Origin of the sequence: Bifidobacterium hapali (assembly GCF_002259755.1) — a bacterium.
In the GTDB taxonomy this organism is placed as follows: Bacteria; Actinomycetota; Actinomycetes; order Actinomycetales; family Bifidobacteriaceae; genus Bifidobacterium; species Bifidobacterium hapali.
On the sequence record NZ_MWWY01000048.1, the window covers coordinates 1 to 14611 of the forward strand.

The following is a 14611-nucleotide window of genomic DNA, read 5'->3' on the forward strand; positions in this document are numbered from 1 at the left end:
TACCGTACCAAGTTGAGGCAGCAGTTTTTTACTGCGTTGGATACCAACATGCCGTGTGTCGGTTGATTGCGGATGTTCCCTTGTTGGATGCGGCCTTGGGTGGCGTGCTGTCATATTGGGGCCGTAACACGTTGGCGTTCTATTGCGTGAATGCTCCGATCTATGTGCGGGCGATTCCCAGTCTTCTCGGGCTTGCGGGTTGATACCGTGGCGATGGCCGCTGTGAATGCGTGTGTGAGCAGGGTGCGAGCGAGCGTACATGAACCGTATCCTCTGACTTCTTGACGTGGATGTCCGCTCGTGTGCCTGCAGGAAGTCGGCTTGAAAATGTGCTTAGACTGGTCAAAAGTGCGCCTGAAAATGTGGAGATGGTTGTTATGAAGCATTTCTTGATGCAAGATCTTGAACGATGGAAGCAGTCGCCCCGACGAAGGCCACTGTTGTTGGAAGGGGCTCGCCAGGTAGGCAAAACGTGGCTTGCCAACGAATTCGGCCGCATGCATTACGATAATGTGGCTTATGTTTCGTTTTTTTCGATAACGCAGTCATGCAGGCGTTGTTCGCCGGAGATATCACCATTGATCGTTTGATTCTGGTGCTGTCCATCTCGTCCGAAACTCGAATCGTCCCAGAGAATACGCTTATTGTTCTCGATGAAGTGCAGGAAGTGCTTCGCACATTGCTGTCGTTGAAGACCTTTGCTGAGACGGATCCGCAGTATCATGTGCTGGCCACCGGCTCAAGCTTGGGCATCGCCATTCATCTCAGTACTCCGTTCCGCGTCGGCAAACTGCAACGTGTGAAGTTGTATCCGATGTCGTTTTTGGAGTTCCTTTATGCCTGTGGGCAACAGGCTATGGCGGATATGCTCTCATCTCAGGATTTCGCGCTTATCGATCTCATGCACGACAAGGTGATGACTTGGCTCGGATATTACCTATACGTCGGTGGTATGCCGGATGTCGTTCGTAGATTTGCTGAGACGTTTCCCAATGCGGATTTTGATGGTATTCGTGAGATGCAGAACACGCTGCTTTCCGATTATCGCGATGCTTTTTCCAAACACACCGATTCGAGGTCGTTGGGGGCCTTCGTTCACATTGCGACTGAATCAGGTGTGGGATTCGCTGCCAGCTCAGCTTGCTCGGGAAAACAAGAAGTTCATCTATGGTGCCGTTCGTTCCGGTGGGGCGAGGCAAGGATTATGTGCTGGCGATCCAGTGGCTGAAGGATTCGTCGTTGGTGCTTGAGGTGCCTCGTGTGAGCGTGCCGTTGAAACCGCTGACGGCTTATCGTGACGGTGCTGTATTCAAATTGTATTGTCTGGATGTGGGACTGCTCGCGGCCATGAGCGGCTTGGACGTACGCGTCCTTATCGAAGGCGATGAGCTGTTCCGAGAGTTCAAGGGGGCGCTTATCGAACAGTTCGTCTGCCAGCAGTTGGCGGTCAAGCTCACTGGAACCCCTTATTACTGGTCGGCTGCGAACTCCAGCGGCGAGCTTGACTTCCTGTACGAGGAGCATGGTGAGATCGTGCCTGTGGAGGTGAAGGCCGGGGATCATACACAGGCGAAGTCGCTCATCGTCGCCGTGCGCAAATACGGGTTTCCCAAGGCGTTCCGGTTCTCTAATCGGCGATATCACGATGCCGGCGCGATCAAGGACATACCGCTGTACATGGCCGGCATCGTCTGATTCTCAGGCCGTCAAATGCGGTTGAAGATCTGGAAGGCGGTGCTTGAGAGTGGGCAGAGGAGAGGATGATGCGTGATCTCGACCAATGGTTGAGATCACGGCGTTCCGCTTCTTTTGTTTTCTTTTGCCTCCTTACCTGCATTCATCCTAATCGAACGACGCAGAATGGCTTGATTCCAACGATAATCTCTTTTGTCTGTCATTTGCTCGTCTTTTGCTTTTAAAAGTAAAAGACGATAGCATGGCGACGTGTGTCAGTGCCGAGATCTGTCGGGACTGAGCTCGCTGAGTCCAGATACGCGGGCAGAGAACAAGTGAGAAGCAAGTCTGCGATCTTTCCAAAGAAGCTGGAGTCGCGACATAGCGTGGAAAGGGTGAATACGATGCCAGAGGATATTATTGCGCTCATTGCGGCGCTCGCCAATCAAGAGAACGAAAACGAATGTCTTGAATTCAAACATGGCAATACCGATCCGAACCGTATTGGACGCGACATTTCCGCTTTGGCAAATTCAGCAGCACTGCTCGGTCACACGTTTGCCTATAAAATATGGGGTATTGATGATTCCTCTCATGACTTCATTGGTACCTCGTTTAATCCCAAATCTGTAAAAGTGGGCAATCAGGAGCTCGAACTGTGGCTGCGCCAGCATTTATCCGATAACGTCGAATTTCGATTTGAAACCGCTGATGTTTTGGGTAAGAATCTTGTGCTGTTGCGCATATGGCCGGCTCAGTATCGCCCGGTACTGTGGCAGGGATTGGCGTATATTCGCACCGGTTCGTCAACGCAGGAACTTCGTCATGGCTCGCGTCGCGAAGAGGAGCTATGGAATCGTACCCGGGCAGAAGTATTTGAATTGCAGCATGCTCTTAGCGGACTTACCGCTGAGGAAGTATTTGTCAGACTCGATGTGGATTGGTATCAGCAGGAATTCAATCTTCCCAAAACTGCTTCTACTGATCAAACGCTTCATATGCTTGCCAGTGATCAGCTTATTAGTCTTCAAGATTCTGGGCGATATGCTATTACGAATCTTGGTGCACTTTTGTTTGCACGCAATCTCGATTCTTTCCCTACAGTAGCTCGCAAGGCACTGCGCGTCATACGCTATGACGGATCTTCTCCGATAGCGCCATCGCGTAGCAAAACTTTCTCCTTTGGTTATGCCGAATTAGATCAAATGTTGGAATATATTGAGGCCTTACTGCCCGAGCAAGAAGTTATTGAGGGAGCGCGACGCGTCACGTTGCGCGCGTTCCCTCACACTGCATTGCGTGAGCTTATTGCTAACATGCTCATTCACCAAGATTTTTCTATCACTGGGGCAGGGCCTATGATCTGTATTTTTAATGATCGTATTGAGTTCACCAATCCGGGCCGTTCCTTAGTGGATGTTGCTAGACTACTCAACGACCCGCCTCATTCCCGTAATGAGCAGCTGGCGGCGATCTACCGTCGCCTGCATTTATGTGAAGAAGCTGGCTCCGGCTGGGACAAGATCGTGCTTGATTGCGAGCGATGCCACCTTCCCGCACCACAAGTGGAAGAACCTGGAGACAACATGCGGGTAACGCTAACTCAAGCTGCCGCGTATCGTGACTTGACAAGGCAGCAGCGTCTCGACGCAGCATACTGGCATGCCTGTGTGCAATATGCGCAGCGCATTCCCATGACCAATGCCAGTTTGCGGGAACGGTTCGATCTGCCGGCAAGCGGTGCTTCCCAGATTTCTCGATTGATTAAGAATTGCATCGATGATCATCTCATTAAAATTGCCGATCCTGATGCTGGCAAACGATACGTGCGTTACTTGCCGTATTGGGCTTAGCTGCTCCTGACTGCAATCAGATTCAAAAGTAAAAGAAAAGCACTGCCGCTTATCCATGCTGGCGCCGATGGTTAGTGTTTCGCGTCGAAACACGCGACTACTCTGTATGGAACGTGGTCGCCACCGCCAGATCAAGCTTGCTGTGGTGGATTAGATTGGTCGTCAGCGTTTCGACGGCTCCGCCTAGCGATTGTCGGTGCTGGCAGCAGTTTTGGCGCGATTAGGTAGCTGCGAGGTGCGCTGCCGGTGCCCGCTTGGAGAGGAGTGTTAGAGCAACTCCTCCAGCGGGGCGAACTTGGGCGTGAGGCCGGAGAGTAGACGCTGGACATCACGGAGCGTAGTCTGCGCGTTCAGTGCTTTGCTTACAAGCTCCACGGCTTCGTCGGCGTTGTTGACGAAGTGGATGTACGGGAAGCCCTTGAGCCATTGGTATTCGCAGCCGACTTTGCCGTTGCTGTTGTTCATGGCGATGCACGCTGTTGTTCATGGCGATGCACGGGGTGCCGGTGACGGCGCTGAAGATCATGCCGTGGAGACGGTCGGTGATGACGAGGCGTGCGTGGCGGAATTCGTCGAACTTGCCGAGCACAAGTTCCTCGCCGCGCTCTTTGGAGATCGGGGCGAACGTGTTGGGGACCGTGGTGTCGGTGTAGGTCCACGATTCGCCGGAGGCCGTAACCGCGGCTTCCAGCCTACGTTGTGCGGAATCGCTGGTGGTCTTTTCCGCATCATTGCGCATGCACAGTAGCACGCCTTTGCGGTCTGCGGGGTTCGCGGTGGCCTGATCGGTGAGAGATAATACGATATCCGGTGTGAGCCGGACATCGTTATTCGGATAGTACTCGCGCATTCGGCTGTAGGACACGGTTTCGCGGGCGACCAGATGCAGGTTGCGGTGTCGGCCGTAAACGTGCTGCGTGTGCTTGAGACAACGCTGGGATTCGGGCGTGTCGTCGTAGCTGATGGTCTGCGGGAACAATACGATCTTGTTGTGCGGCAGCATCGAGATGATGTCGCAGCGGTAGCATTCTTCCTGCCAGTACAGGCTGCCCATATTGCCGCCGCCATGCAAGAAGATCACGTCTTCGGGTGTGACGAACTCATGGACGCATCGGAGCATTTTTGTCATATTGCCGCCGAACTCCAGCAGAGGACGGTCGGACTCGGCTAGGAATTGGCGTTCTGCATAGAGGCTATGGCATGATCGCCGATATTGCAGTGTTCAGGCACGCAGAAAAGAAGATTACGCGGTGCTGGCGTATTGCGGAATAAGTCGGTGACTCCTCATAACCATGCCGGGCGATTTTGCGCTCCCGCAGCATGGAGTAGTTGCCGTCTCCCAGCATCGTTCGCAGGCATAAAGCAATCGAGCTCATCGATCTCTCCTTCAGCTGGCATCGACCGTACATGGCACATTTGAGTGTACCAGATCTTGTCCCGGGAGCAGATGTGGCAATACACTGCTATTATGCGATCTAATTGATGAGAATGGGTAAAGTGATAATCTGACCGTGTTGCGCGACCTCATGGTGATGGCTAAGAATCTGGACGATTTCGATTGGGTGCATGACTGACTGAAGCATGATCGCAGGTATGCGATCGATGCGACGAAACTGCGAACCGAATTCGGCTAGGCCCTGTGCATATGGATTCTTAGCAGGATGTGGAACGGATAATCGCCTTGTATACGGAGTATCGGATGTGGTGTGAGCCAACCAAGGTCAGTGAACTGGATATGTGTGGTGTGCTTGCGGGATACGATTAGCGTGTCGGGATATTGTAAGAACGATATTGTGTCCTTTGATATATGGAAAAATACAGTATATACGTAAGATTAAGGAGTTGCCATGAAGGTGAAGAATGGTTTCGTGATGCGCGACGTGGCTGGTCAGACGGTTATCATCGCGACCGGTGAGGCGTCGCGCGCGTTTCAGGGTATGATTCGGGTGAATGAGACCGGGCGGGTTATCTGGCAGGGATTGTCCGACGGGCTGTCCGTTGACGATATCGTGGCGAATATCACATCCAAATTCGACGTGGATCAGGCCAAGGCGACCGCCGACGTGACTGATTTCGTCGATCAGATGCGCGCCAACGGGTTCCTTGACGAGTGATCAATGAGTGATCGATGAGTGATCAAGCGGTTGCGGAGAAGACCCGCGAAACGATGCCGATATCTGATAGGATGTCTGCTGTGCATACGATTGCAGGTACGGGAACTGATGTGCTTGGCGAGGGTGCATCCGCGTCCGATCAGTGCATCGTCGGCGTCGACATCGAAAGCGTGCTCGCGCGCGAGGGCCTGTTCGTCAGCACCACTGTCGGCATCAGCATGTTCCCGATGCTGCGTAACCGACGCGACACGATCATCATTCGTCCGCTCGACGCAACATCTGGGAAACGGCTTGCAGTTGGCGATGTTGCCTTGTACCGCGTGGCTGATCGGTACGTACTGCACCGTGTGATCGGCGTGCGCGACGGATGGTATGCGATTCGCGGCGACAATTGCGTGACTACTGAACATGTTGCCGATAAACAGATACTCGGCCGTCTGGTTGAGTTCTATCGAGGAACTCGTCATATTTCTTGTACTTCACCGTGGTATCGGTGCTATTGGCGTGTGTGGCTTGCGATTTGGCCGTTGCGACTATGCTGGAAGCAAATGCGCCACAGTGTGGGCAACGTGTTACGGCGATTTGGATGGCAAGGGCTGCATCACGAGCCGTTCTGACCTGTGCATGACTCAGAATGGCTCGTCGCTGTGGATTACAGAGCTACTAATTTGAAGGAAAACAGCGTAAGTGTGCGCAATAATGAACCCCGCGCGCAGTTACGCTTGAAAATAACGCAAAAAACGAGCATAAGTGCGCGCGCCCATCGTTATTGCGCGCAGTTACGCTCGGTTTTGCGTCAGTCGCAGCCCAGTTCGCCCAATTTCACCCGGCATGCGGTAGTGCGCCCGGCGCGCGATGAGTCCGCCCCGGCGTGCCAGCCCGCCACCCCAACCAAACAGCGCGGCCCAGCAGAGATAATCAGATAATAATCCCGTTGCAGTGATCGACCTCGTGCTGGATGATCTCAGCCGTGAAATCAGTAAACGTTGCATGTCGCGCGCGCCCGCGTCGGTCGTCAAAATCAACCTCAATCCGACGATATCGTCGCGTACGGCGCTCGCCAGCCAGCGACAGACAACCCTCTGCCGTCTCGTACGCGCCGTCTGTAACCGTGATGATCGGATTGAGCATCACCGTAATCCGCCCGCCAAGTCCTTCATCCACGAACGCGATGATCCGCTTGCCCACGCCGATCATGTTCGCAGCCATGCCTACGCAACGCGAGCGGTTGGCTTCCAGCGTATCCACGAGATCGGCGATCGTAGCCTGATCGGCCGGCGCGGCGGGATCAGCCGGTTCGGACGGCGTGCGTAGAAACGATCGCGAGGTCATAATCGGTCGTTGCATGGTCGGGTTCCTTTCGTGAGGCTAGCGGACGGCGGCTGGTGGCGGGTCTGGACGGTGGATCTGGCGGTGGGTTTGGGCAGCAGCTGCGGTGGCGGTCTTCGGTAACAGCTGTGCGGATGCCAGCGATCGAGGCGCACATGCGTAATTAATATATAATAAAGCTCGATGTCTCATTCTGCACGAGATACAGGCGTGAATCGTTTACGCGAGGCGCGCGTGACGTTTCATACATTTGTATCGGTGCGTTATGTTCCAACGAAAGGGGCAGTTGTGCATGAAGACGTCAAGATTACCGAAGATATCGTTACCGTGCGCTGTGGCAATGGCGCTCGCGGTCGTGAGTGGAATACTTACTGTGATGACGGCTGGCTACCTGCCTGCGCGAGTCGTGACTCATTGGAATGGCGTCGGTGTGGCAGACGGCTGGGGTAGCGCGTGGACGCTACTTGCGTTGGCTGCAGTCGCGCTGGTCGTGGCGTTGGTCTTGCTGGTCGCTCATCTGACGGTGCTTCGCGGCGACGACGCTCGGTTTGGTGCGGATATTGCTGATCTCATTGGTCTACCGGTCGTTGCGGTGTTCGGCTTGATCGGCTTGGCTGGGTTGCAAGCCAACCTTTCTGTGTCGCAAGACGGACTGTTTGGACTGTCCAGTCTGCTGAAGTTCGGTCTGACTCGCGTATTCGTTATCGCTGCGGGATTGTGCATGGTGATCGCTGCGATGACTGTATCGTCTGGTCGTGTGCGACGCGTGGTTGGCGACGACCTGTCTACGCTGCAGCATCTGCCGCCGAATCCGCACGGTTCCTGTTTGATTGACCTGACTGTTGCGCGCATTCGCGTGACGTGGGCTGTGCTATTGTGCGTGAGCGGACTCGTGTGCGTTGTGGTTGCTGCGTTCAGTGATGCTGATAATTCGTGGTATATCGTGCCGGGTGGGATTGCAGGACTGTTGATGCTGGTATTGCCGACGCTTGCATTTGTTGCGGTGTTTGCAATGTCGAACACAGCGGTGTTGCGGTTGGCACGTATGGATGCGGCGGATGTAGCGGATGCTGCTGGTGTTGATTAAAGCTCTGTTAAACCAGAATTGTCATTGATTCTTTCCCTTGGCTCCCCCTTGTCAGGGGAACCCGCCGGGCGTACAAAGCTGACTGAGGGGGTAGTTTCGCAAATATATGTCAAAGATGGTTTAACAGAGCCTTGATTGATACGCGCGAAACAGCGTGAAGGGGTGGGTCACGTCAACGATGACATGACCCACCCCTTCACGTTTGCTGTTATCTCAGCACTCGATGCCGTATTCAGCGTACATGTACGCGTCGTACTGACGATCGTTGCTGGAGTAAGTGTCCGTATGATGCGATTCCGGACGGCTGTTATTCGTGTGCATAATCATTCCTTTTTCTAGCCTCATCGATATCACGATTAGGTATAGCGCTGTCGTGTTGCGACATGATGTGTGATCGGCAAATCGCAGGTTAATTCGCAGCGAATAGATGCGCTCTATGATTCTCCGTCAGTTCCTTGTTCTGTGATCTTCTGGCGGTTAATTGGTTGATTTCCGCCGGAATATCACGCTGAGAGGGGTGTAAATGTGATTTTCCGGCGGACCAAGCGGGAACTTCCGCCGGAATGTCACAGAATCCACCCTGTTTTTGTGATTTTCCGGCGGAGGCTAGGATACTTTCCGCCGGAATATCACAGAATTAGACGTGATTGCGTGATTTTCCGGCGGAAGTCCTTAGTTCCTCCGCCGGAATATCACGTTTGAGTGGTCACGCGATGGATTGAAACGGGTCAATTCCATCGCGTGAGTGCAACATGCCTGTGCCGACGAGTGAGGTACTTGACGCACGGCTCCCCTTGTCAGGGGAGCTGGCCGCGAAGCGGTCTGAGGGGTAGTAACACGGGTAATTATTCCATGGGTGTGACTACCCCTCAGTCACCCGCCCTGACGGCTCTCCTGACAAGGGGAGCCGAGATAGTGGCAGCTTCGCGGCCAGTTTGTCCTGCAATTATCAACGTGCCACACGCGCTACGCTTCGGCCCAGGCGGCGAGGCGATCGGCGTCGGGACGGCGCAGGAATAGGAAGGTGAGCTCAGATTTGCCATTGGTGACGAACAGCGGCATCTCGACTCGTTCGATACCGAGTGGTTCGCGCCATAATGTGGTGGATCGTGTCACCGATTGCACGCGTGATCGGCGAGTAATCAGGGTGAATCGTGCCGTCATATCGGCGCCAGTCATCATGATGCGATGGGGAAGTACGCCTCCACGAGTGGAGTGCGCAGGGTTCGCGCACACAGCGGCTGGCAAGGCATCAATCGGTACCACAGTCGACGAAGTGAGAATCGGCACTGTATCAACGACATTCTGCTCAGAATCGGTGAGCCTAGCGGATTGATCTCGCAGATCGGTCGGATTTGCAACGCTTGTGCGAGCCATATCAGTCGAATCGTCCGCAGTATTTGCGCGAATCGCATCATCTAACATCGCATACCCATCAACCCGTGAACGCAACCATCGGCTGGCCGTCACCCATCCGAATACCGCCACAATAATCGTCGGAATCAGCCACACCATCCAGCCATCCAGCCAACCCGGCGCAATAATCATCACCGTCACATCCGCTGCGAGCGCAACCAAGCCGAGCACAATTGGCATCGTCAGGTAATAGCGCGTCAGCCCGCGGCCAGTACGCTGAACCGGCATCTCGCGCACGTCCCATTCGGGCAGCATTTCGCGCAGCAGTCCAATCACGCGCCGCGTGCTCACGACCGGCAGAATATTCGCCGAATCAGTATTTGACTCGTCATCGTCGTCGCCAGACGATGACGACGAACTCAAGCCGAGACTGACCGAACACAGGTGAAACGGCTGTCGCAGGAACGACTGACGAATCATGATCGTCTGGATGCGACTGACCGGCAGCGTGGTCGTTCGGCGCGTGAACAGGCCGCGCACCACGACCAGATCGTCGCCGCGACGCCACACTTCAAAACCGTAAAACCGCAGCAGCGCCGAGATAATACTGACGATCATGAGCACGATGACGCACGCCAGCGCGAGCAGAATAATCGAGCGCACACCTTGCGCAACGATTTCGCCGACCGACTGTTCGGCAGTGGTCACCCAGTCGCGCGGCACGAGATCGCGGATTCTGTCAGCGAACGCGTAGATGGCCAGCGCGGCAGCGAGGAAACTGAGATCGGTGATCGCGAACAGGAGGATGTCGCGTACCGACGCGCGGAAAACTGGCTGATTGGCGGGGGAAACGTTTGCGCTATCCGATTGCTCAACCCTTGCGCTCGTAACTGGGCGCCCTCCCAATCGAGCGACGCTGGGTTCGGCAATCGCATCCGTATCGTGCGTCGCGCGACTGCGCTCGCGTAACGATTCCAACTCAAGTTGCAGCGCGGCCGGCACTGCGGTGAGCGTAATATTCGCGTCTGATCCAGCGGATGATACCGTGAGTCGCACCACGCCGAACGGTTGCAAGTACACCGGCGATGCACTGTCGATCGCGTGAATCGTTGCGTAACTGATCGTGCGATTTTTGCGCGAAAACAGTCCGGTGCGCAGTTCGAGCGCGTCCGCACCCAGTCGGTACCGCGTGGTCAGCCAGCCGACGATCGGTGGCACGAACGTGATCGCCAAGACAGCAACGATAATCGCAATGATTATCCATATCGACCAGTTGTCGCGCTCGCGGACGATACGAATGCCTATGAACACGACAAGGAAACCGATCGTCGCTTTTATTGAATCGATAATATCGACGATCAGCGCGGCTGGATGCAGCATGCGCCAACCGTTGCGCTCGGTGCGCTGCGTCATCACAGGTCCTCCTTCGCGGCGGCCACACGCTCGGTGATGAGTGCGGTCATGCGTTCCGCTTCGGCTGAGTCGAGCGATTCGATTTCGTGCGCGTCGGACGCGGTATGAATCACGATCGTGGTCAGATCGAACTTGTGCAGCAGTGGCCCCTGCTTGACGTCCACATGCTGGACGCGGTTGTATGGAATAGTGGTCGTCGAACGGAACAGCCAGCCTTTGCGGATACGCAGGAACCGATCGCCGATCAGAAATCGACCAAACGAGTACCGGTATTTTGTCTGCAACGGCTGCGACGCAAAGTCGAGTAAGTTGATCGCAGCGAATACGCCGATAACGATCGGCTGCCAGTTCCACCAGTGATTGAACCAGCAGATCACCGCCGCGATTGCGCACACCGCCGACCAGAACACGCATTGCAGTGCTTCACTGAGCAGCCACATGCGCTGGATGCGTTCGGGATAGGGGTGCCACGTGTTGAGTGGGGCGGTTGGTGAGACGGTTGGTGTAGTTGATACGGTATCGGTGCGTTCTTCATCAGTCATACTGTTCACTGTATGCGACGTTGCGCGAGTCGTGGCCGAGTTGGTACACGTACGTTGACTATTGCGGCTGTGCTGGATAGCGCACAATAAGATTGAGATAGTTGAGTCGCCGACGATGCGTGGCATCCGCTGAAGATATTCGGCATCCACGGGGGAAAGGAACGATGATGACTACAGACTCGAATCCGTTCATATCGCAGCCTGACGATGCGTCGGCACAGTCTGACGCGTCGGCCGGTAGACCGTACGCTGTACATCAGCCAGCAGGATATCCCAGCCGTACCGACTATCCACCATACGGACAGTCGTCTGGACAACAGTACGATCAGTCGTACGGCAGCGGTAATCCGTACACCAATCCATACGGCCAACCCTCCGCCCAGCCCACCACTCGACCGCCGCTGTGGGCACCGTGGTACGGCATCAACTTCGGTCACGCAGTCGCGCGATTCTTGCGTAAAGCGTTCGTCTTCCACGGTCGAGCGTCGCGCGGCGAATACTGGTGGGGCATGCTGTTTATTATGCTCCTGTCGTTCGCGGTTGGCTTCCTTACCGTCGCGGCAACCGATCTTGCGGGAATCGATATCGACAGTGCGCTCAGTGATAATATCGCGAACATCGCCTCGACAGTACTGCAAATCCTGATTTTCATCCCGGATATGTCGCTGTCGGTCCGCCGACTGCACGACGAAAACTTGAGCGGTTGGTGGGTACTGTTGCCGATGGTCACCACGATCATGTCGGCTGTAGCAACTCTTGTTGTTCTCGTCACGGGCAGCGGGGATCAAGCTGCGCAGACGATGGTGATTGCCATGCTCGTGTTCTTCGGTTCGGAACTGTTGACGATACTGCTGTCGGTCATTCTCATGATTTTGCCGAGCAATCCGGCCGGCGCACGGTTCGATCGGCCGCCGGTAACGCAGTAAAGGTGGTTGATGATGACAGCAGTATCCCAGGAATCCGCGCCGCCGCCAGACGATGCCGCCGCGTTCGGCTGGCGACGATTACGCACGTGGTGGCACGAGCCGCACTTTCTTGAGAAAAATACGATTCTCGGCGGTGTGCTACTCGTCGTGCAGATGATCGCAGCGCCGCCCGAATCGCCGTCGCAAATGATGTTCGCGTTCGGCTGGATAACGATCGTGATCGGACTGCCGTTCGCACCGCGCTCGCTGTGCGTATTCGGCACGATCGCTTCGCTTGCAGTCTCCCTACTGCCGCTGCACGGTTGGTGGGCGTCTGGCGGCACCGCAATCGGCACAATATTTCTCGCAGTCGGCTACGTTATGCCGTTCTGGGCTGCGGTACTCATGCCGGTTGCGTACGCTGTGCTCGACACGGTCGGATTCGTGATGTTGCGATCTGGTTCGATGATCGGCGGGCTGATTGCGGGACTCATCGGCGAGTTCAGTCGGATGACTACGGACGGCGTTACTGATGTTTGGGACAGCGCGATGGACGCCACGCTCGTTGCGGGGGTGAAGCGCGGCGTAATGATGCCGCAGTACACGCTGATCATTTTTATTGCGACGCTGATGCTCACGCTGATGGTGTTCGGATTCCTGACGATGTTCGGCGCGGCATTTCGCCGTACGAGCGAGGCAAACGCGCGGGCGGCGCGCAGCGAGTGGATGCTTGGTCGCATGGCGCGCGAACAGGAGCTTGCGCATGTGATTCATGATTCGGTGGCGAACGATATGTCGACGATCGCGATGCTTGCGTGGCGGGCGCAGCATGTGGGGGGTGACGGTGGATCTGCTGATGCGACCGCTGATGCGACTGCTGCGATGTTGAACGCGATTTATGATCGTGCGCATCATGCGCTCGACCGTGTGCACGAGGTGATTGACGTGCTCAACGGTCGACTTGATTTGGCACAGGTCGAAGGGGAAGGCGCGGCTGCTGGTGTGCCGTTCGACGTGCAAGTGGAACGGTATGTGGAAGATCAGGATCGCATTATGACCATGCTCGGGATTCATGGTGTGACGCGGATAAACCGCGCCGATGCGTCAAGTATGCCGGATGTGCCGGATGCAGTGCGGCGTGCGGCAATGCGGCTGATCGAGGAGATTTATGCGAATATTGTGCGGCATTGCGCGATGGATGGTGCGGGTGCTGGTTCGGTTGCTGAGGAGGCTCCTGCGTACACCGTATTCATTGATATCAACGCGCAACGTGTACGCATCAGCGAAGTGAATGCGCTTGACGATGAATCGCGGACGCTTACGCGTGGTCACCGTCATGGCAGTGGTCTTGCGTTGCATCGGGCTGCGATTGAGGCTCTCGGTGGGACGCTCAACACTAGTGCGCAAGATGGCACGTGGATTCTCAGCGCTGAAATCCCGCTGTAATGTGGCCGTGCATGTTCACGAGATGGAAAAATATGTGTTTTTGCTATCCCGTGATTGTGGTCATGTTCACGCGATGGTATGAAACCGGTATCGTGCCATGGCGTGTGAAATACCCCTGTCACGAGATGGAATAATTGATCGTTTTGCCATCGTGTGCGCTGAAGCATGAGGGTATATGGGTCACGGGTTGGCATATTCGGGTGAATTTCCGTCGCGTGACCGGGTGAACACGATTGATACGCATCTGGAGGCTCAGAACGAGAGAATACATCGGATGAATTGGTAGTGCCCGGATTCTTGCGCACTTTGGTCTTCGCCCGGCTCTGCGACGATGATCAGTTCGCTACTGGTACGCTCTCACCGAGCCGGGACATGTCGAGGTAACGGCGCGTCGACCACTCGTTCGAGGTCACGTAGCGGACGCGCGCGCAGACGAGCATCAACGCGCTCCGCCCGTCCGGAAACGAGCCGACCACGCGCGTGCGTCGCCTGATCTCGCGGTTCAATCGTTCGATCATGTTGTTCGTACGGATGCGCCGGCGATGTTCCCTCGGATAGTCGTCGAGCAGGTAGGTCGTCGTCTCGCTAATGCCTTCGCGCAGGCATTTGGCAGCCTCTCTGAGCTTCCTTGTCTCCAGTTCCTTGGCGACGGATTCCGCCTTCTCCAACGCCTTGTCGCGTGATTCCATAGCAAACACGGCCTTAAGCGCGTCCGCAGCCCACTCCCGGTTTCTGGGGTTGACCTTGGCGAGGATATTGCGTTCGAAATGCACCATGCACCGCTGATAACGCGCCTCCGGCAACAGTTCGTTCACGGCGGCCACGAGTCCCGCGCACCGGTCACCCGTTACCAATCGCACGCCCTTCAACCCACGCGCGAGCATACCGGTAA

General features: G+C 55.5%; 15 protein-coding genes and 1 pseudogene. 10 read left to right on the forward strand and 6 right to left on the reverse strand.

The window, feature by feature from the left end; all coding sequences use genetic code 11:
* From BHAP_RS11770 to BHAP_RS10685, 5 genes and pseudogenes are all read left to right on the forward strand, one after another.
* A pseudogene (locus BHAP_RS11770) lies at positions 1-203 on the forward strand (hypothetical protein); the annotation flags it as partial.
* A 189-nt stretch (positions 204-392) separates the two neighbouring features.
* Positions 393-590 (forward strand): AAA family ATPase, encoded by a 198-nt coding sequence (locus tag BHAP_RS12200; RefSeq protein WP_420807740.1) that lies wholly within the window; start codon positions 393-395, stop codon positions 588-590.
* Positions 548-1228: an AAA family ATPase gene (locus BHAP_RS10675; protein ID WP_275542112.1), complete on the forward strand. Its 681-nt coding sequence runs from the start codon at positions 548-550 to the stop codon at positions 1226-1228. Before BHAP_RS12200 ends, BHAP_RS10675 begins: the two co-directional genes overlap by 43 nt.
* Entirely contained in the window at positions 1168-1695 is a 528-nt protein-coding gene (locus BHAP_RS10680) for a DUF4143 domain-containing protein (RefSeq protein ID WP_094730669.1), read from the forward strand. Before BHAP_RS10675 ends, BHAP_RS10680 begins: the two co-directional genes overlap by 61 nt.
* A 383-nt stretch (positions 1696-2078) precedes the next feature.
* Positions 2079-3527 (forward strand): ATP-binding protein, encoded by a 1449-nt coding sequence (locus BHAP_RS10685; RefSeq protein ID WP_094730659.1) that lies wholly within the window; start codon positions 2079-2081, stop codon positions 3525-3527.
* A 328-nt stretch (positions 3528-3855) separates the two neighbouring features.
* On the opposite strand, the gene BHAP_RS10690 is transcribed toward BHAP_RS10685, so the two are convergent.
* Both BHAP_RS10690 and BHAP_RS10695 read right to left on the reverse strand, forming a co-directional pair.
* A complete protein-coding gene (locus tag BHAP_RS10690; RefSeq protein ID WP_094730660.1) occupies positions 3856-4656 on the reverse strand; it encodes a polysaccharide pyruvyl transferase family protein in 801 nt (266 codons plus the stop codon).
* Positions 4657-4720: 64 nt separating this feature from the next.
* The gene (locus BHAP_RS10695; RefSeq protein WP_094730661.1) at positions 4721-4903 is read right to left on the reverse strand and encodes a hypothetical protein; all 183 of its coding nucleotides are present in this window, start codon (positions 4901-4903) and stop codon (positions 4721-4723) included.
* Positions 4904-5374: 471 nt separating this feature from the next.
* On the opposite strand from BHAP_RS10695, the gene BHAP_RS10700 reads away from it, so the two are divergent.
* Together BHAP_RS10700 and BHAP_RS10705 are read left to right on the forward strand one after the other, a co-directional pair.
* Positions 5375-5641, forward strand: coding sequence for a PqqD family protein (locus tag BHAP_RS10700; protein WP_094730662.1), 267 nt, complete (start codon positions 5375-5377; stop codon positions 5639-5641).
* A gap of 14 nt (positions 5642-5655) precedes the next feature.
* Positions 5656-6258, forward strand: coding sequence for a S26 family signal peptidase (locus tag BHAP_RS10705; protein ID WP_211279735.1), 603 nt, complete (start codon positions 5656-5658; stop codon positions 6256-6258).
* Positions 6259-6559: 301 nt separating this feature from the next.
* Here BHAP_RS10705 and BHAP_RS10710 read toward each other — a convergent pair whose 3' ends face one another.
* A complete protein-coding gene (locus BHAP_RS10710) occupies positions 6560-6988 on the reverse strand; it encodes a peptide deformylase (protein ID WP_094730663.1) in 429 nt (142 codons plus the stop codon).
* Between the two features lie 274 nt (positions 6989-7262).
* On the opposite strand from BHAP_RS10710, the gene BHAP_RS10715 reads away from it, so the two are divergent.
* A complete protein-coding gene (locus tag BHAP_RS10715; protein WP_158216479.1) occupies positions 7263-8057 on the forward strand; it encodes a DUF1648 domain-containing protein in 795 nt (264 codons plus the stop codon).
* 966 nt (positions 8058-9023) lie between these two features.
* Here the strand turns inward: BHAP_RS10715 and BHAP_RS10720 are convergent.
* Positions 9024-10826: a PH domain-containing protein gene (locus BHAP_RS10720; RefSeq protein WP_094730665.1), complete on the reverse strand. Its 1803-nt coding sequence runs from the start codon at positions 10824-10826 to the stop codon at positions 9024-9026.
* Positions 10826-11368, reverse strand: coding sequence for a PH domain-containing protein (locus BHAP_RS10725; protein ID WP_158216480.1), 543 nt, complete (start codon positions 11366-11368; stop codon positions 10826-10828). The genes BHAP_RS10720 and BHAP_RS10725 overlap by 1 nt, the downstream gene beginning before the upstream one ends.
* 164 nt (positions 11369-11532) lie before the next feature.
* Between BHAP_RS10725 and BHAP_RS10730 the strand changes: the two genes are divergently transcribed.
* Together BHAP_RS10730 and BHAP_RS10735 are read left to right on the forward strand one after the other, a co-directional pair.
* Entirely contained in the window at positions 11533-12294 is a 762-nt protein-coding gene (locus tag BHAP_RS10730; protein WP_094730667.1) for a DUF805 domain-containing protein, read from the forward strand.
* A gap of 12 nt (positions 12295-12306) precedes the next feature.
* Positions 12307-13719: a sensor histidine kinase gene (locus tag BHAP_RS10735; protein ID WP_094730668.1), complete on the forward strand. Its 1413-nt coding sequence runs from the start codon at positions 12307-12309 to the stop codon at positions 13717-13719.
* Positions 13720-14054: 335 nt separating this feature from the next.
* Here BHAP_RS10735 and BHAP_RS10740 read toward each other — a convergent pair.
* A partial coding sequence (locus tag BHAP_RS10740) for an IS256 family transposase (protein WP_211279736.1) occupies positions 14055-14611 on the reverse strand: 557 nt, incomplete at its 5' end.